The organism is Luteibacter sp. HA06 (genome assembly GCF_054061215.1).
In genome coordinates this window covers 1447224-1465004 of the sequence record NZ_JBSSDZ010000001.1, presented here as the reverse complement: position 1 = coordinate 1465004, position 17781 = coordinate 1447224, and the positions used below count along the sequence as shown (strand labels likewise).

Annotated in this window: 19 protein-coding genes and 2 tRNA genes; 8 read left to right on the top strand and 13 right to left on the bottom strand. The window is 62.8% G+C overall.

Annotated features, from left to right (window positions below):
- The first annotated feature begins 146 nt into the window (after positions 1-146).
- Both ACVWWJ_RS06555 and ACVWWJ_RS06550 read left to right on the top strand, forming a co-directional pair.
- Complete coding sequence (locus tag ACVWWJ_RS06555) at positions 147-434, top strand: BrnT family toxin (protein ID WP_456967154.1); 288 nt, start codon at positions 147-149, stop codon at positions 432-434.
- Positions 391-870 (top strand): hypothetical protein, encoded by a 480-nt coding sequence (locus tag ACVWWJ_RS06550; RefSeq protein ID WP_456967153.1) that lies wholly within the window; start codon positions 391-393, stop codon positions 868-870. Before ACVWWJ_RS06555 ends, ACVWWJ_RS06550 begins: the two co-directional genes overlap by 44 nt.
- Before the next feature lie 65 nt (positions 871-935).
- Here the strand turns inward: ACVWWJ_RS06550 and ACVWWJ_RS06545 are convergent, their stop codons facing one another.
- The gene (locus ACVWWJ_RS06545; RefSeq protein WP_456967152.1) at positions 936-2102 is read right to left on the bottom strand and encodes an acyl-CoA dehydrogenase family protein; all 1167 of its coding nucleotides are present in this window, start codon (positions 2100-2102) and stop codon (positions 936-938) included.
- Between the two features lie 165 nt (positions 2103-2267).
- Here ACVWWJ_RS06545 and ACVWWJ_RS06540 point away from each other — a divergent pair, with 165 nt between their 5' ends.
- The 3 genes from ACVWWJ_RS06540 to metH are packed head-to-tail and all read left to right on the top strand — an operon-like array spanning position 2268 to position 6988.
- A complete protein-coding gene (locus ACVWWJ_RS06540) occupies positions 2268-3194 on the top strand; it encodes an ArsR/SmtB family transcription factor (RefSeq protein WP_456967151.1) in 927 nt (308 codons plus the stop codon).
- A gap of 12 nt (positions 3195-3206) precedes the next feature.
- The gene (locus tag ACVWWJ_RS06535; RefSeq protein WP_159892220.1) at positions 3207-4289 is read left to right on the top strand and encodes a homocysteine S-methyltransferase family protein; all 1083 of its coding nucleotides are present in this window, start codon (positions 3207-3209) and stop codon (positions 4287-4289) included.
- Positions 4286-6988 (top strand): methionine synthase, encoded by a 2703-nt coding sequence (gene metH / locus ACVWWJ_RS06530; RefSeq protein ID WP_456967150.1) that lies wholly within the window; start codon positions 4286-4288, stop codon positions 6986-6988. The genes ACVWWJ_RS06535 and metH overlap by 4 nt, the downstream gene beginning before the upstream one ends.
- A gap of 16 nt (positions 6989-7004) precedes the next feature.
- Here the strand turns inward: metH and ACVWWJ_RS06525 are convergent, their stop codons facing one another.
- From ACVWWJ_RS06525 to pilV, 8 genes are all read right to left on the bottom strand, one after another.
- Positions 7005-7334: a lipid-A-disaccharide synthase N-terminal domain-containing protein gene (locus ACVWWJ_RS06525; protein ID WP_159892224.1), complete on the bottom strand. Its 330-nt coding sequence runs from the start codon at positions 7332-7334 to the stop codon at positions 7005-7007.
- Between the two features lie 102 nt (positions 7335-7436).
- Positions 7437-7511 (bottom strand) — tRNA-Val (locus ACVWWJ_RS06520).
- A 51-nt stretch (positions 7512-7562) separates the two neighbouring features.
- Positions 7563-8180 carry a pilus assembly FimT family protein gene (locus ACVWWJ_RS06515; RefSeq protein ID WP_456967149.1) on the bottom strand — a complete coding sequence of 206 codons (618 nt, stop codon included), beginning with the start codon at positions 8178-8180 and terminating at the stop codon, positions 7563-7565.
- A 23-nt stretch (positions 8181-8203) separates the two neighbouring features.
- Complete coding sequence (locus tag ACVWWJ_RS06510) at positions 8204-8641, bottom strand: type IV pilin protein (RefSeq protein ID WP_456967148.1); 438 nt, start codon at positions 8639-8641, stop codon at positions 8204-8206.
- The gene (locus ACVWWJ_RS06505; protein ID WP_456967147.1) at positions 8631-12449 is read right to left on the bottom strand and encodes a pilus assembly protein; all 3819 of its coding nucleotides are present in this window, start codon (positions 12447-12449) and stop codon (positions 8631-8633) included. Before ACVWWJ_RS06505 ends, ACVWWJ_RS06510 begins: the two co-directional genes overlap by 11 nt.
- Before the next feature lie 11 nt (positions 12450-12460).
- Positions 12461-13075 (bottom strand): pilus assembly PilX family protein, encoded by a 615-nt coding sequence (locus tag ACVWWJ_RS06500; protein ID WP_456967146.1) that lies wholly within the window; start codon positions 13073-13075, stop codon positions 12461-12463.
- Positions 13076-13098: 23 nt separating this feature from the next.
- Positions 13099-14472, bottom strand: coding sequence for a PilW family protein (locus ACVWWJ_RS06495; RefSeq protein WP_456967145.1), 1374 nt, complete (start codon positions 14470-14472; stop codon positions 13099-13101).
- Positions 14469-15047: a type IV pilus modification protein PilV gene (gene pilV, locus ACVWWJ_RS06490; RefSeq protein ID WP_456969671.1), complete on the bottom strand. Its 579-nt coding sequence runs from the start codon at positions 15045-15047 to the stop codon at positions 14469-14471. Before pilV ends, ACVWWJ_RS06495 begins: the two co-directional genes overlap by 4 nt.
- Before the next feature lie 169 nt (positions 15048-15216).
- Here pilV and ACVWWJ_RS06485 point away from each other — a divergent pair, with 169 nt between their 5' ends.
- Positions 15217-15567, top strand: coding sequence for a hypothetical protein (locus tag ACVWWJ_RS06485; RefSeq protein WP_456967144.1), 351 nt, complete (start codon positions 15217-15219; stop codon positions 15565-15567).
- Positions 15568-15672: 105 nt separating this feature from the next.
- On the top strand, positions 15673-15933 hold the full coding sequence (locus ACVWWJ_RS06480) for a hypothetical protein (protein ID WP_159892236.1): 261 nt from the start codon (positions 15673-15675) through the stop codon (positions 15931-15933).
- A 13-nt stretch (positions 15934-15946) separates the two neighbouring features.
- On the opposite strand, the gene ACVWWJ_RS06475 is transcribed toward ACVWWJ_RS06480, so the two are convergent.
- The 3 genes from ACVWWJ_RS06475 to ACVWWJ_RS06465 all read right to left on the bottom strand — a co-directional run bounded on the left by ACVWWJ_RS06475 (position 15947) and on the right by ACVWWJ_RS06465 (position 17028).
- Positions 15947-16144: a hypothetical protein gene (locus tag ACVWWJ_RS06475; RefSeq protein ID WP_159892238.1), complete on the bottom strand. Its 198-nt coding sequence runs from the start codon at positions 16142-16144 to the stop codon at positions 15947-15949.
- 15 nt (positions 16145-16159) lie between these two features.
- A complete protein-coding gene (locus tag ACVWWJ_RS06470; protein WP_159892240.1) occupies positions 16160-16378 on the bottom strand; it encodes a hypothetical protein in 219 nt (72 codons plus the stop codon).
- A gap of 89 nt (positions 16379-16467) precedes the next feature.
- Positions 16468-17028 carry a GNAT family N-acetyltransferase gene (locus ACVWWJ_RS06465; protein ID WP_456967143.1) on the bottom strand — a complete coding sequence of 187 codons (561 nt, stop codon included), beginning with the start codon at positions 17026-17028 and terminating at the stop codon, positions 16468-16470.
- Between the two features lie 136 nt (positions 17029-17164).
- Here ACVWWJ_RS06465 and ACVWWJ_RS06460 point away from each other — a divergent pair, with 136 nt between their 5' ends.
- Positions 17165-17602, top strand: coding sequence for a hypothetical protein (locus ACVWWJ_RS06460; protein WP_456967142.1), 438 nt, complete (start codon positions 17165-17167; stop codon positions 17600-17602).
- Positions 17603-17691: 89 nt separating this feature from the next.
- Here ACVWWJ_RS06460 and ACVWWJ_RS06455 read toward each other — a convergent pair.
- Positions 17692-17767 (bottom strand) — tRNA-Thr (locus ACVWWJ_RS06455).
- Between the last annotated feature and the right edge of the window lie 14 nt (positions 17768-17781).

Sequence of the window (17781 nt, the reverse complement as noted above, 5' to 3'; positions counted from 1 at the left end):
CGCCTCCCTCACCCGACATAACGCAAAACCCACTGAATCAACCCTTGGTGATCCCGACACGCGGATCTCACCATGGAAGAAAATTCAGAATCCTTCTATTCCCATGCGCGCCTCAAACGTTGTTCCATGTGCGTGCGGGGCCGGCCATGGCCCTGACCTTCGAGTGGGACGCCGCAAAGGCCCGCAAGAACTCATTCAAGCATAGCGTCTCGTTCGCTCAGGCTTGCGACGTCTTTTCTGACCTCAGTTACATCGATATCCGACACCACTATCACGGCCGCGAAGTCCGATTCGCAGCCGTTGGACTCGCGAACGGAAGAGAGCTCTTCGTCGTCTACACCTTGCGAGGCCAAACCATCCGACTCATCTCCGCCCGGGAGGCAAACCGTCATGAATCCCTTGAATACTGGAAGCTTCGTCATCTACGAGCTTGAGGCCGATACGCCTCTCAGCTTCCTGATGACAAAGGCACGGCAACATGCATTCGCAGGTGCCACCACGCATACCGAGGAAGATCTACCTCCGGAAGTTCTCGCCAGAATCGCTGCCATTGATGAAAGCAAAATCGACTTCAGCGACATCCCAGCAACCCCTCCGGACGCTCTCTGGATGAGGCTGGGACCCGGCAACCTGCTCGGCCGCCTGATGGCTGAAGCGCGAGAACGTGAACTCACTGGCGGCATCCTCGACAACGTTGAACACTGCCTTCCAGAATTCATCGCAAGGATCGCCGCCATGCAAGGAAACTTCCTCGACTTCAGCGACATGCCGGACATGGCTCCTTACGCGGTCACACTGATAACCGGTTGCGGTCCCAGCCTTGAGGCTCTCATGCCGGAGGCCCGCAAGCTCGCATTCACCGCCGCTTGATCGATATAAGGAAAACCCCGGCAATGCCGGGGTTTTCGTATTGAAGCCGGTGGGCAGGCAGTGCCTCAGCGCAACCCAGTCTCCGCACGCGCAATCACCAGACGCTGGATCTCACTCGTACCCTCATAGATCTCGGTGATCTTGGCATCGCGGAAGTAACGCTCCAGCGGCATTTCCTTCGAATAACCCATACCACCGTGGATCTGAACGGCCTGGTGCGTGATCCACATCGCCGCTTCCGAGGCGACCAGCTTGGCCATCGAGGCTTCGGTGCCGAAGCGACCGCCGGTCTTCTCGACCTGGCCCTTCACCCATGCGGCACGCAGGGTCAGCAGCAGGGCCGAGTCCAGCTTGCACTTCATGTCGGCAATCTTCGACTGCGTCATCTGGAACGTGCCGATCGGGTGGCCGAAGGCCTTGCGATCGCGCGACCAGACCAGGGTCGCTTCATACGCAGCGCGGGCGATACCGATGGCCTGCGAAGCAATACCGATGCGGCCGGCGTCCAGCACGCCCATGGCGATGCCGAAGCCCTTGCCCTCGGCACCGAGCATGTCTTCGGCCGGGCACACGTAGTCGTGGAACTCGATCTCGCAGGTGGCCGAGGCGCGAATGCCGAGCTTCGGCTCGGTCTTGCCGGCCATGAAGCCCGGGCGCTTGGTGTCGATGATGAAAGCGGACACTCCGCGAGCACCCATCCCCGGCGTGGTCACGGCGAACAGGACGATGTAGCGAGCCACCGGGCCGGACGTGATCCAGCTCTTCTTGCCATTGATCACCCAGTCACCCTCGGCGTTCTTCACCGCGCGGGTGTGCATGTTCGAGGCATCCGAACCCGACTGCGGCTCGGTAAGCGCGTAAGCGCCGATGGCTTCGCCCGAGGCGATGGCCCGCACGTACTTCTGCTTCTGCTCTTCGTTACCGTTCTTCAGGATGCCGTTGCAGAACAGCGAGTTGTTCACCGACATGATGGTCGAGGTGGCGGCGTCGGCCGCCGCGATCTCGACCATGGCCAGTACATAGGCCACCGGGTCCATGCCCGCACCGCCGTACTCTTCAGGCACCTCGATGCCCATCAGGCCCAGCTGGCCCATCTCCTGGATGTTCTCCAGGGGGAATTCACCCTTGGCGTCGTGCTCGGCAGCGACGGGGGCGATGCGCTTCTGGGCGAAGTCGCGGGCGATGGACTGAATCGACAGTTGGTCGTCGGTAAAACGGAAATCCATGAGCATTCCTCGGGCCGGCCCGGAAGGTCGGCAAGTCTTGGGGTAGAGACAAGCCGCCCATTCTAACGGCCGTTCGAGTCATTGCCTCCATGCACTGCAACATCGGCCTTGACGCTGGGGCGGCGGGGCATCATCCTTATGTATCTCTCTATCGCGATAAAAGGATTCGGCATGGATTTGTCGACGGCCTCCACCGTGCTTCGCCTGTTGGCGGACCCGACCCGGGTTCGCTTGCTCGCCCTGCTGGACCGCGAGGAGTTGACCGTGGCCGAGCTGGCCGCCGTGCTGCACCTGGCCCAGCCACGCGTCTCGACCCACCTTGCCAAGCTCAAGGAAGCCGAGCTGGTGCGCGACCGCCGGGCAGGCGTGTCCGCCTATTATCGCGCCAACGCCGAGGCCGACCCTACCCTCGCCGCGCTGGTCGCCTCCCTACGAGACACCCTGAGCGATGCGCTGCTCCGTGAGGATGCCGAGCGCCTGCCGGCCGTCCTTGCCCAGCGTGCACGCACCGAGGGCTGGGCGGACACGGTGGCCGGCGACATGGAGCGCCATTATTCGCCGGGACGTACCTGGGAAACCCTGGCGCGCTCCCTGTTGCAGCTGCTCGCCACGGGCGACGTACTGGACATCGCCTCGGGCGATGGCGTCACCGCCGAGCTCCTCGCGCCGCACGCGCATTCGATCGTCTGCGTGGATAGCTCCGAGCGCGTCGTGGACGCTGCACGCCAGCGCCTGGCCAGCTTCACCAATGTCGACGTGCGCACCGGCGACATGCACGCGCTGGACCTGGAAGCCGACCGCTTCGATCTTGTCCTGCTGCTCCACGCCCTCACCTATGCGGAACGGCCCGAAGCGGTCTTCACCGAGGTGACCCGTGTCCTCAAGCCGGGTGGACGGCTTCTCGTGTCTACCCTTGGCGAACACGAACACCGCGCCGTGATCGAGCCCTTCGACCACCGCAACCTCGGCTTTACCTGCGACGGTCTGGTCGCCATGGCGACGGCCGCCGGGCTGGACGTGGTCAGCTGTGAGCGCTTGAGCCGTGAGCGCCGCGCGCCGCACTTCGAAGTGATCAGCCTGCTCGCACGCAAGCCCTGACCGGAGACCGCCATGAGCACCCTACCCTGGCTCCACCCCGACCGCGTCGCCCTCATAGAGAAGGCGCTGTCCGAGCGGATCATGATTCTCGACGGCGGCATGGGCACCATGCTGCAAGGTCACCAGCTGGACGAGTCCGGCTACCGCGGCGAGCGCTTCTCCGGCGGCCTCGACAGTCTGCACCAGCACCACCACGACCATCCGGGCGAGTGCGACCTCAAGGGTAACAACGACCTTCTTCTGCTCACCCAGCCGGAGATTATCCGCGGCGTGCACACGGCCTATCTGGAAGCCGGCGCGGACTTCGTCGAAACCAACACCTTCAACGCCACGCGTGTGAGCCAGGCCGACTACCACCTCGAACACCTGGTGCCCGAGCTCAATCGCGAAGGCGCACGGATCGCGCGCGAAGCCTGCGATGCCATGACCGCGCTCACGCCGGACAAACCGCGCTTCGTCATCGGCGTACTCGGGCCAACCAGTCGCACGGCGTCCATTTCGCCGGATGTAAACGACCCGGGCTTCCGCAACATCAGCTTCGAGGCGCTCACCGCCAATTACATCGAGTCGGCGCGCGCGCTGATCGAAGGCGGCGCCGACACGATCATGGTCGAGACCATCTTCGACACGCTCAACGCCAAGGCGGCGCTGTTCGCGCTCACCGAGCTGTTCAACGAGCTCGGCGCACGCGTGCCGGTGATGATCTCCGGCACGATCACCGACCGTTCCGGGCGGACGCTCTCCGGCCAGACGGCCGAGGCGTTCTTCTACTCGGTGGAACACATCCGGCCGCTGTCGGTAGGCCTCAACTGCGCGCTCGGCGCGGAGGACCTGCGCCCGCACGTGCAGATGCTCTCGCGCATCGCAGGCAGCGCGGTCAGCACCCATCCCAATGCGGGCCTGCCCAATGCCTTCGGCGAGTACGACGAGACGCCCGAGGCCATGGCGTCCACTATCGAGAGCTTCGCCGCCGAAGGCCTGCTCAATATCGTTGGCGGGTGTTGTGGCACCACGCCCGCTCATATCGCGGCCATCGCCGCCGCCGTGGCGCCCTACCCGCCGCGCGTACGCCAGGACGCCACGCAAGCCGCATGACCACTCTTCGCCATACCCGACTCTCCGGCCTCGAGCCGCTGATCCTCACGCCCGACCTGAACTTCATCAACGTCGGCGAGCGCACCAATGTCACCGGCTCGGCGCAGTTCCGCAAACTGATCAAGGAAGGCCGTTACGAAGAGGCGGTGGTCGTCGCGCGCCAGCAGGTGGAAAACGGCGCGCAGATCATCGACATCAACATGGACGAAGGCCTGATCGATTCCGAAGCCGCGATGACGCGCTTCGTGAACCTGATCTCCTCCGAGCCGGACATCGCGCGCGTGCCGATCATGGTCGACTCCTCCAAGTGGAGCGTGATCGAGGCCGGCCTGCGCTGCATGCAGGGCAAGGGCATCGTCAACTCCATCTCGATGAAGGAAGGCGAGGCACTGTTCCTCGAACATGCGCGCAAGGTGCGCCAGTACGGCGCCGCCGTCGTCGTCATGGCCTTCGACGAAGTAGGCCAGGCGGACACGAAGGAGCGCAAGATCGAGATCTGCTCACGCGCCTACGAGCTGCTGGTCGACGAGGTGAACTTCCCACCCGAAGACATCATCTTCGACCCGAACATCTTCGCCATCGCGACGGGCATTGAAGAGCACAACAACTATGCGGTGGACTTCATCGAAGCCACCCGTGAGCTGAAGAAGCGGTTCCCGTCGTCGCACATCTCCGGCGGCGTTTCCAACGTATCGTTCTCCTTCCGCGGCAACAACCCCGTTCGCGAGGCGATCCACTCCGTGTTCCTGTACCACGCAATCGCCGCGGGCATGGACATGGGCATCGTCAACGCAGGTGGCCTGTCGATCTACGACGACCTCTCCGAAGAGCTGCGCGAGCGCGTCGAGGACGTGGTCCTCAATCGCCGTGCCGATGGCACCGAGCGCCTCCTGGAGATTGCCGACAAGTACAAGGGCGGCAAGGCCGAGGTCGCCGTCGAGACCGCCGCCTGGCGCGAGAAGCCGGTAATCGATCGCCTGAGCCATGCGCTCGTCCACGGTATCGACCAGTTCGTGGTCGAGGATACGGAAGAACTGCGCCTGATTTCGAAGCGTCCGCTCGACGTGATCGAAGGCCCGCTGATGTCCGGCATGAACATCGTCGGCGACCTGTTCGGTGCCGGCAAGATGTTCCTGCCGCAGGTGGTGAAGTCCGCACGCGTGATGAAAAAGGCCGTGGCCCACCTGATTCCCTTCATCGAGGAGGAGAAGAAGATCTCCGGCGACAGCGCGAAGAACAACGGCAAGATCGTGTTGGCTACGGTGAAGGGCGACGTCCACGACATTGGCAAGAACATCGTCGGCGTGGTGCTCCAGTGCAATAACTTCGAGGTATTCGACCTCGGCGTCATGGTGCCGACACAGAAGATCCTCGACACCGCGCGCGAAGTCGGCGCCGACATCATCGGTCTTTCCGGGTTAATTACACCGTCACTGGAAGAGATGAGCCAGGTGGCGCGTGAGATGCAGCGCCAGAACTTCCACGTGCCGCTGATGATCGGCGGAGCGACCACGTCGCGCGCACATACGGCGCTGCGCATCGAGCCGCATTATAAGTCGCCCACCGTGTGGGTGAAAGACGCCTCGCGCGCCGTGGGCGTCGCACAGTCGCTGGTCAGCAAGGATCTCATCGACGACTTCATGATCAAGGTCCGTGCCGACTACGCCGAGGTGCGCGAGCGCCATAAAGGCCGCGGCACCGGCAAGCAGCTCGTGACGCTGGCCAAAGCGCGTGCGCAGCGCTACGTCGGTGAATGGCAGGCCTATGTACCGCCGACGCCGAAGACACCGGGCATCACCGCCTTCGAGGATTACGACCTTGCCGAACTGCGGACCTATATCGACTGGTCGCCGTTCTTCAATGCCTGGGAACTGGCGGGCAAGTTCCCGGCCATCCTCACCGACGACGTGGTCGGCACGCAGGCCACCGAGCTCTATAACGACGCCCAGGCGATGCTCGACAAACTCATCGCTGAGAAATGGCTCACCGCCAAGGGCGTAATCGGATTCTGGCCCGCCGCGCAGACGGGTGACGACATCGAGGTGTATGCGGAGACCGTTACGGCGAAGCGCAAGCCCATCGCGGCGCTGCGCCACCTGCGCCAGCAGGTGGACAAGCCCGTGGAGCGCCCGGACTTCTGCCTCGCCGACTTCATCGCACCGAAGGATAGCGGCGTGCAGGACTGGGTCGGTGGCTTCGCCGTCACCGCCGGCATCGGCATCGACGAACACGTAGCCCGCTTCGAGGCGGAGCACGACGACTATTCAGCCATCCTGCTCAAGGCCCTGGCCGACCGTCTTGCGGAAGCCTTCGCCGAGCGGCTGCACGAGCGCGTGCGCAAGGAGTTCTGGGGCTACCAGCCGGATGAGGCCCTGGACAACGACACGCTGATCGCCGAAGGCTACCGCGGCATCCGCCCTGCCCCCGGCTACCCGGCCTGTCCCGAGCACACCGAGAAAGGCACGCTGTTCGAACTGCTGGATGCCACCACGCATACGACGGTGCAGCTCACCGAAGGCTTCGCCATGTACCCCACCGCGGCGGTCTCGGGCTGGTACTTCTCGCACCCGGACAGCCAGTACTTCGTGGTCGGCCGTATCGGCCGCGAGCAGGTCGAGGACTACGCCAAGCGCAAGGGCTGGGACCGGACCGAGGCCGAGCGGTGGCTCGCGCCCTACCTCGACTACGACCCGGACTGACGAGCTACCCGGGGGATCAGGTCTCTTCGGGACCGCCGGGCCTGATCTCTTCCTTGTTGTGGTGCTTCAGGTGGGCGAATACGTTGTAGAACGACACCAGCATCGGGAAGGCGGTCTGGATGATGCCGACCGAGTCGTTCTTGCCCCAGATGAAGTACGCCAGCGTGAACACGCTGCCGCTCAACGACAGGTACCAGAACGACATGGGCACCGTGACCTTCTTGTTCTTCTTCGTGGCGTAAAACTGGACGAACCAGCGTGCGGTGAAGAGCAGCGTGCCCAGCAAGCCGATGATCTTCCACGGGGTCAGGATGAACACGTGAAGGTTAGCGAGGACTTCGTGCATGGCGGTATCCGGTGAGTCAGCCGGCGCATTGTACTGGGGAGGTCTTACGGTAGCCTGAAAAAACGAAAACCCGGCGCAAGGCCGGGTTTTCGAGGGATCTGATGGTGGGCGGTACAAGGATCGAACTTGTGACACCTGCCGTGTGAAGGCAGTGCTCTACCGCTGAGCTAACCGCCCATCGAGCGCGGCATTCTAAGGCCGGCGCTCCCTCCCGTCAATGCCTGCAGATCAGGGCAGGCAGGTCGTCGCGGTAAGCGGCAGCGTCGTGACGGTCAGCGACCCAGACTGGCGGAGCACCAGGGAAGACCCCTGCCGGCCGGCCGCATTGGTGCCTACCGTGTTGGTGATGTCGCTTGGCGACTTGCGCGGGCAGGCGATGAACGTCAGCGTGGTACGGCCCGTGGCCGTGACGAACTGTCCGGTCTGGTTGAAGGTGAAGACATTCCCGTCCGTTGCGCGAATCGATGCACCCGCGCGCTGCGGTGTGGCCCGCAGGATCGTCATGTTGGACGAGCCGGCGGTATACACCTGGTTCGCGCCCGTGGAACTCACGTCATAGGAATAGACGATCCAGCCCACGTCGTAGTCGAACGTCGTACCCGTCGGGATGTCACATTGTGTACCCGTCGTGCTGCGGCAAATGGAGACGAAACGATGCTGGCTCGATGCCGCCCCACGGGCAAACTGCATGTCCGCACTGAGCGAGTTCACCGCTGAAGCCACGGTGCCACGATTTATCACTGCACGAAAACTTGGAACAGCAACAGCCATGAGAATGGCGACGACAAAAATCGTGACCATCAACTCGATCAGAGACAGGCCCGCCATGCGCGAACGATGAGTCATCACCCTTCCCCCCGTGCGGACCATCACCAGCAACGCCCGTTGCTGTTCTTCGCGGTATCGGTAGATGCCGGCAGCTTCACGCCCTGCGAGTTGATGCTGAGGGCACCGCACACATCTTTCTGCTGCAAGTTTCCCGCCACAGGAGTCGCCGTAGCCGTGTAGTCCTTGGTCAGGTCTGTTTTCGTAATCGCGACTGTGTAATACCCTTTCTCGGAGGTCGCGCTACCGAGCTTCAGATCGCCCGTGACCGGATCGTCGCCGTACTTGTTGAACGTGGCGTAGTAACGCTCCTGCGCATTGGCGACGCGCATGAGCAGCTCCTGCCCATCGGCGCGGCGAGCGCGATAGGCGTAGCGCGAGTACGAGGTGATCGCGATGGCGGCGAGAATACCCATGACCAACACCACGACCATCAGCTCGACTAGCGTGAAACCGCGCGTCCGGCGAATGTTACTGATCATTGAGAATCCTCCAGGAACGACGGCGCCAGATGGGCGAACCTGCCGAGAATGACGTGCCGCCGCTACCTGTGACAGTGACGCCCGGCACGATGACACTCCCGCCACCAAGCCCCGTCGCTGCCGGCAAGCCACCAGTAGCGGGCGGATTGTCCACTCGCGAACCAGCCACCGTATATGGCGAGCCTGCAGGGTAGGAGCCGCCGCTGACGCCTGCACCCGCACCGCCGGTCGACGAGTCGACCACCATGATGGCGCCCGCACGGCCCGGGTTGCACGGATCGGGCGTCGTCGGAATCAGGGTCGTGATGATTGCACGGTTAGTGTTGAACAGAGCCGTCGGCGTGACCACCACCTTCTCACCGGGAGATATGAGGTCGAAATACCACCCACCCGGTTTGGAGCTGGTCGGAGCCGCGTTGGTCGTGAGACCACGCAAGCCCGTGGAGGTCTGGTCGAGGATCTGCTGGACGAGCTTGTCCTTCGTCCACGGAAGGCCTGTCTTGACTGTCTGTCCGAGGTCACGGATACCGTAGACGGACTGGGTCTTCGCACCGGTGCTCGTACGGTCGTCGTCACCAATGAACTTGCCCGTGCCGAACACGACAATGAAGTTCTGCGAATTCGGGTCCGGGAACAAACGAGGCATGACGGTGATCGGCTGCTCCTCGTTCGTGGTCGGCCTGAACATCAGGTCCACCGTGTTCAAGTCGCTGAGGTTGAAGCGCCATAGGTTGCCGACCAGGTCACCGGCGAAGGCGACATCGTCGATCTGGTCGTTGTCGTAGTCACCGAGCACCGGAGACGAGAGACCGTAGCTGGGCGTGGTCACGCCGCCGTAACTGGTCGGCGTCTTCAGTTCCTTGATGAGCTTACCGGTCTGCGCGTCCAGGATGAACAGCGAGCTGTTGGTGGCCGAAGCCGCCGCAGCCCCGTATTCGGGATCCGTACTGTCGGTCGGGAAGTAGCCCGCCGGCACAAGAACCACCCACTGGCCCGTCGAAAGTCGCCCGATATTTGGTTGCCCAAAGGTGTAGCCGAGATTACTGCCGATGTTGGCGGTACCGTTGTCGTTCAGCGAGTTAGCGTTGAACTCCCACAGCACCTTCTTGGAGGCGCCCGCTGCGTCAGTCGTACCCGACTTGGTGACATCGAGGGCATAGATGCCACGACCGCCATAGCGAAGGCCGCCGACGAGGATGGTATGCCAGCCTACGGCCGACTTGGCGTTCTGGCTGAAATAGACATCGCGCACGATCGGCGTCGAGTCCACGGTCGGACGGTACTTGAAGTTGTCCTTCTGTGAGAAGAACCAAAGCTTCCGATACACGGCGTCCGGAACATACGACCACAGCTCCGAGCCGGCCGTCGTCGATTGCGCCTTGGACTGGGCATCAAACGCGTGAAGCATGCCGTCGTTTGCCGCGACGTAAATCGTCGGCATACGATTGATATTCGCAGCGACGAAGGCCGAATAGCTCTTCGTCGGATCCGGCGTGCTGCCGTTATAGGCTGCTGTTTCCGGCGACTGCACGGTCGGCTTGGTCGGATCCGGCGGGAAAAAGTCGCGATAACCACTGGAGGGGTAGGCGACGTAAAGCGGCTGAGCGTTGACAACAGCGCCGAACACCGAGGCCCTCGTCCGCAGCAGGCTACCCTCATCGGTCTGCACGCCACGAACCCAATTGACGCGGTTCGTGCCCTTGCCGTCACTGGAGGCAGTCGTAGCACTGCCGTCACTGGAATCCATGATCTGCTTCTGCGAGGACGTGAGGTTGGTGTAAAGAAACTCCACACCGTTACCTTCGCCAGGGCCCGCGCTCGTCACAATCGCCCGATTCGTGCGCCCCTTGAGCAGAGTTGAAACTTCCCAGTCAGAGGTCCCGCGACCACCCGTTGAGGTCAGCGGGTACTCTGTCAGCGTGCCCGACCAGTCGACCGACGAAAAGTTCGGTACGTAGGTAAGTGCATTAGGGCCGAGCACGCCAGCGCTCAGCGCCGGAGCCACAGCGCTCGATGAGGTGGCAATCACCGAATTGATGATGTTGACGAGGCTGCTGACGAGCGTGGTCGGATCCGACGCATTAAAGAACCCGCCACGGCTGTTGATAGCGGCATGCCAGGTATCGTCGACACCTTCCGGCGAGTTGTTCACCGGTCGGGGCCACGACTTCGTGCCTGCCAGGAGCGCCGGGTAATCTCCCGGATAATCCAGGGTTCCCGCCACGCCAAGGGTGACGAAGAACTGAGAGACGTGCTGCCAAATGGCGGGATCGTTGACCGGATTCCAGTACACCGTGTCGTTCGCGCCGGGGTTGGTCACGACAACCGGCGTGCTGGCGGTAAGGTCTTTCCAATACGGCTTCACGCCGTTGGTCAACGTCGGCTGGAGATCTGTTGCCCAATAGAACCATGCAATATTCGCCATCGACGAGGTATACAGATCCCCGGCGACGTTGCCGTAAATCTTCGAGAAGCTATCGCCCGGCGAGTACGACCGCGCGTCCGGAAGGGTCTGCGACTGTACCGCGGAATTGGCGTCGGTCAGCGCTGGCGTACCGTTGACGGCTGCCGGAAGCGAGGGATCGCCTTCGTTCCAGTAACCGTCGGTCACCAGCATGTGGAAATTCTTCCGGCACACAAGGTCGGCCGAGTCGGACGAAGCGGTCTGCCCGTTCCAATAAGGATCGTTCTTGTCTTTCGTGAGGGGCTGGCGGAACACGTCACTCGCACGAATCGTGGCCGCACGTGCCGGCGTGGAATTGCCGCCGACGACCTGCAACATCCACCGGTAAAAACTGGCGCGCACGGGGGAATTGAGGTCACCGATATCCTGCAGGACGGCCGTGGAGCCGAACTTTGTGTCGTAATCGGCGTTGGCCTTGGTGCCGTCGGTGGAGTTACCGTTAGCGTTCGCCATGTTCTGCCAGGCGATACGCACCGAGTTACCGATCTTCGAGAACGCCTGCGACAGCGCGGTACGCGTCATCATGTTGCGGGTGCGGTAGTAGGCAAACCAGTTGGCGAAGTTCTGGTACTGCGAGGCCGGAACCGATACCGCCTCCCAGTTGCTCGCCTTGTAAAGCGCAGAAGTCGACGCGTTGACCGTGCCGTCCGAATTGGTGATGTTCACACCCGACTTGAGGCGCCAGTAATAAGGACCGCCGGTGGGCGTGGCACCCGTATCCGGGTCTTTCAGGGTGCCATCGAACGGATTTGTAGCCCCGGCGGTACATCCCCACCGGTCATTCTGCGTGACGTTGCCGTCCTTGTCCGTCGTCCGAATGGTGCCGGTGAGATTACTGACTCGAGCGTCGTTGTAATCCGCCAGGCTGTTACGGTTGCTAAGGAACGCGGCTGCCTGCGCTGTCTGCCTGTTATCGGGGCGATTGATATCGATGCCGTTCAACCAGACCGCCTGGAGTGTTGCATCGGCATTGGGCATCGGCGTGCCGTTGGCGTTCACCGCCGTCGCGTACGCGACATTAGGGTTGTAGTACACGCCATTCATCGGCTTGGACGCGTTGTTCTTGGTGTCCTTGATCCGCGGGTCGATCACACCTGCGCACATCCAGGGACTAGTAGTACTCCAGCCTTTCTGGTCGAAGGGACGGTTATCACCCATGTAATAACTCTGCATGGAGCCTGAGTCATCGAAGGTCACCGCGATGTTCGGCGCGACGGACGTCGTCAGGTCGGGCGGCGTCGTGCTGAGGTTGGTCGCAGAGGCGGCGGCTTGACCGGAGAATCCACCGATGCCCGTGAGGGCCATGGCGGTGGCGAGCGTTAGCAGGCGATGGGATGCGCTCATGACGGAATCTCTCAGTTGGCCTTGGCCGCGAACGTCGTCTCGAGCACGCGAACGGTGTTGTCGTTCGCGCCGGTCGAGCGGGCGGTGATGCGGTAAACATGACTATCGACGCTGGTGTTTCCCGTACCTGCAGCCGTCTGCCCGGATTCGTGCTGCGAGCCAAGACCGGGAGGCACCTCGACGCCAAGATCCTCGATCACGTAGACCGGATCCTTGGTTAGCTTGAAGGTCTTATCGGTGCTCACGGTGGTCATCGTGCCCGCCGAGTACGTGGTGCCGCCGGTCGCGATCCAGCCTGGCGAATTGCGGAACGTATCCACGGTGGTGTTCGGGGTGGATGCGTCGTAGATGTAGCAATTGGGGCCCGTCGTCGTGCAGGCCAGCGGCGTATTGATGCTCGCTGTCCACAACCGCCATTCGGCGCCGCGTGCCGCAGATTCCGCACCGAAGTCAGCCATCTGCGAGCTACGCAGGCCACCCACCAGACGCAACTGCATCAACGACGTACCGGATGCCGACATGGCAAGAATCGTGATCAATATCAGGAAGATGAGCGCAACGACGAGCACGACGCCGCGCTGCGCCCGCGGGGCGCGCTGCAGGGGCCGGAATCGGGCATGTTTCATGGTGTCTCCGTGACGCATCGGTATCAGGGGTTGTAGTTGCGTACCATCACCAGCGAGGTGAGCTGGCGACGCAGGCGCTTATTGTCGAAGCCCTGGGTCACGGGCTGGATGGCGAGCTTGGCTGTGCTGGCTTCGGTCGGGTAAACCGGAGCTGGGTTTCCGCTAGCCGTGTCGGGTGTGTACAGGAAGGCCGTTTCCGGCGTCGTCATGGTCGGCATCGTTATCTGGCTCGACAGCAGCAGCGATACCTCGATGCTCTTCACAGCCCGCCACAGGCAACCCGGGTCGGTGATCGTCAGGTTGCTGCTGGCGACAGTCGGAGGACAGGTGATCGCACCGTTATTGCGCGAGTCGACCTGGTCGGCGGTAAGAAAGCGCACACCACCGGTCGTATCTTCGATACCGTAGCGGAAGGTCAGCCGCTCGACACCGCGAATAAGTTCTTGGTCAGGCACCGTCGAGGTCGTACCGTTGATGCGACGCATCAGCGCACCCGTCTTCACGCCCGTCGCCGTGCCGTCGTCCGTCACGACCTGCACGTAGTAAGTGACGTTCTGCATGTCGGTGTTGAAGTCGTACAGCCGCGGCGCCGACTGGGGCTGCAGGGCGAGCGGCGCTGCCATGTTATTGGTCGCGTCCGGCGTGAGAGTGTTAGTGCCCGCACCGGTGACCTGGAAGACCTGGGATGTCGAACAGTCCGCCATCATCGCCATCGGCCCCACGAACTGCGACTTCGGGGGCTCGCCGGCCGCCGGGCTCAGCGTGATCGTCTTCAAGGTTCCGTCAGTGTTGGCCTGCACGGTGCTCGTCGCACCGAGGCGCCAGCCACGTGCCGCATTCAGATAGCGCACGGTGAGTACGTCAGTGCCCACGACGCGATTGCCGACCGCAGTACCGGCCGTGTTCAGCGTGCCGCCCAGGAAGCCCACCGGGATCGGCGTGCAAGCGACGCTACCCGTGCAGTTGTAGCCGCGCATGAACATGAACGACGGCATCGTATAGGGCGTCGTGGGCGCGGCGGGATACGTGTTCTTTCCCGAAGTAGCGCCCCAGCTCGTCGTGTTCTCGTACAGCGCCGATATGAACTTCGACGCGAAAATCTTCGGCGCACGCAGGCCGTCAAGGGCAACATTCGACGAGGAGACCTGCGCGATACCGCCCGTGTTGTTGCAATAAAGGCCACCGGCCATCGCAAGGTCGTCGTCGAGCTGCCCGATGGCAAAACGACCGTCCTCCTGCATACGCGCCAATTGGGTCTGCACGCGGTTGCTGCTGGAGGTCGACAGGAAGATGGTGATGATGCCGCCCGCTACCAGTATGCCCAGTACCATCGCGACCATCAGTTCGATAAGGGTGACGCCGCGCGCGGCCCGGCGAAAAAGGGAACGCGTCATCATGGCTCGAACACCCAGGTGAAGGACTGCAGGCTGGCGCTGTCCGTGTTGTCGTCGGCACCGCTGGTGCCGCGTTCGGCCCAGGTGATGATCATCGTGCACTTACCGCCGTAGGGAGGCCGAAGGCCAATCTGCGCGGTAGGGTTGTATGACGTGCCGGAGGCAGCCGTGCAGGCAATGGATGTCGTGCCCAGGCCGGGTAGGAAGGTCTGCAACTGAGTACCCCAAAGCATCTTGTCGCGCAGGGCCACATCCTTAGGAACGCAAGCGTTCGTCGCGTCGCACTTGGGTAGGGTGCCTGTCACAGGAAAGGTATCCGTGTAGTCGCCCTCCCACAGGCCGTAAGGATTGGCACGCATACGGTCGGCCATGCTATTGGCCAGGAAGGTCACCTGGGTACGGACGAAGGCCGACTGGTTGGACCGGGTCGAAACAATCAGTAACCCGGCCAAGCCGATGAGTCCGATGCTGAAGATCAGCACGGCCATCAGAACCTCGATCAGCGACACGCCGCGCTCGGCGCGACGGGAATTGCATCTTTGCCACGAAGGCGTCCCCCTACTATTCCCTACCTTCAGGCTAGCAACCCGGGGGCGTCAATCAAGCGCCCGACGACGAGCGGTAGGCGAAATCCGACAAGCGGAGCGGTCTGTGGAGCAGCGCACATTCCCCACGGGGCCGGGCTTGCGCGGCGCCCGGCGCGGTCTCATGCTTCAGCCGCCGCCAGCTTCTCTAAGGGGAAAATTCATGCGTTCCGTTCGCGCACTTCTGATTGCAGCCTGCCTGCTCGCTCCCGTCGCTTCCGTTTCCGCGAGAACCCTGCCAGGCCTGACCCTGGGCGAAGCCGGCCGCACCGACGTGATCGGCCAGTTCGTCTGCGGTCTCCCCGGCTCGACCATCGACGCTTTCCGGGCCAAGGTGAACGTGCTGGTGCCCGGCGGCACCGGCAGTGGCGATTACGTAAGAGGGCAGCAGAATGCCCGCGACCTCGTTCAGAAGCTGCGTAACAACAACGACGACCTCACTGAGCTGGCGCAGAGCAGCTGTGGCGAAGTGCTCGTCTCCATCAACAATGTGATGGCAGCGTCGGCGAAATAACCTTCGGCTCAGTGTGGCCACGACCGACACCACACCGTAGCCTCGGGATAACAAAGCGGTCACGACCGCGCGGCGACAATACACCGGTCACGAAGGAGTGTTCCGGTGCTTGCGCAATATGTCTTTACATCGACGGAAGGTCTGTTCCGCATCGTTCACCACGGCCATCGCTGGCGCGCGCTGCGCAGTGATGTCGAGGTCGGTCGCTTCGAATCCCCGGACCTTGCCGTAGCCGGCCTGCGCGAAGCATTCGCCAGCGCGCGGTTGCCACGCCGCCTGTCCGACTGGCGCTTCCTGCCCGCTGCCGCGCTCGGCCATCTGGCACCACCCAGCGCCGCCGCCCTCGCCCGCCTCGCGGCGGCCTGACCGACGGCATCCGTCAGGCTCGTTCGAGAAGGCGATCCACGCTTAGCTTGGCCTGTTCTAGCAGGCGAGCGAGGTGGGCACAGTCCTGCAACGGTTTGCTCGCGTCATGGTGGCCGACGGTCAGGACTTCAACGTCGTTGCGCAGGAGCGTGTAGCCACTCGCGCTGCAGAGGATGTCGTAACCCCTGTAGTGCTCAACTGGTGTGTGCATGTCCGTTCCTGTCGGTCAGAGCGCCATGGACCGCCAGTGGCCATGGTCGTCTTCTACCCTTAGTTCCACTGACACACCCTGCCCGGTGTGGGACCGCGCCTGCCGAAGCGCATAGCTCAAGGCGTCTTTCTCGTGGCGGAAACGCACGGGTTTGTCCGAGTCGACACGCACCGCCCACTCCGCCCCGACTTCGGGGGGCTGGACGACATAGATGCGCACGTACCGCTCGCTCATGGTGGTTTCCGCGCAAGGCTCCGGCTTATGTCGCACCCTGCCGATGAAGACCGTGTGTGCAACAGCGGGCGCCCCCGGTGGCGCCAGACTCAGCCGCCTGGCGGCCATTCCCGCGCCAACATGGCGAAAATGACATCGTCGACCCATTCACCCCGAAAGAAATAGCTCTCCACGTGGTGGGCTTCTTGCCGAAAACCCAGAGACCGCAGCAGGGCCATGCTGGACACGTTGCGCGGGTCGACCGAGCCGACAGCGCGCCGGTAGCCCCATTCCCCGAAGGCCAGTTCGAGCCCGGCTGCCATGGCCTCGCGGGCGAAACCCTGGCTCTGCCGCTCGGGCCGCAGCGACATCCCGAATTCGATCGGATCGTCCGTACTGGTGGGAAAATGCACGCCGAAGTCGCCGAACAACTCGCCGGTGGCCTTGTCCCTGATTGCCAGCTGGCACCAGCTGTCGGCGGTGCCGAAGGCGAGCAGCGCCTGATCGGCGATGAAGGCCGCGGCTGCTGCGACATCCGCGGGTTTCCAGCCCTGATAGCGGGCGACGGCATCGTCGCCGCGATAAGCGAAAAGTGCGGCCGCGTCCGCCTCGACGAGCCGATCGAGCCGCAGGCGTGCGGTAACGATGGCGATGTCCTGTGCTCCGTCCACGATGCTTCCCTGATGGATTTCCAAAGGACGTTAGCATTTCTTTACGCCGTCGTTACCCCGAAAGCGCCCGATTGACGCAGCGTTTTTACGCATCGCCGTCCGATACTGCATTCCCGACTTACTGGAGCAGCGAACGATGTCGATCGTCGTGATCACGGGCCCGCGTCATGACGCGGTCGAGGCAACCCTGGCGGACGATGCCATGTGGCGACTGTGGGAGCGGGCGCAAGCCGCGGGCATCGACCTGCTCTGGCGACCCTGCCACGACTTCGTCGAGCTCACCGGATACCTTGACCGTTCAACCGGCGATCACGCCGAACTCGTGCTGCTCGATGTCGACGCCAACGACGTGCCAGCGGAAGACGTCGCCGCGCTGCGCGATGCCCTCGCCCACCTCGGCGTGCCCTATATCGAAATTCACGACGGCAGTGACGAGGCCGATGCGTCGGCGCTGGTGCCGGGCCATCCGTCCCTGGTCAGCGTGGTCGTACCCGGTAATGCCGGCGCCGGCTACGACATGGCGTTGTCCATCGGGCTGCGCTACCTCGCGGAGGACGCGCGACTCGCTGCCTGATGTTTCCCGGATGAGAGGCACAAAAAAACCCGCATCGGCGGGTTTTTTTGTGCCTCCGGGACCGCTCGACGGCAGTTCGGGAGAAATGGTGGTGCCGAAAATAGGAATCGAACCTACGACCTCATCATTACGAATGACGCGCTCTACCAACTGAGCTATTTCGGCGAGAACGGGGATTT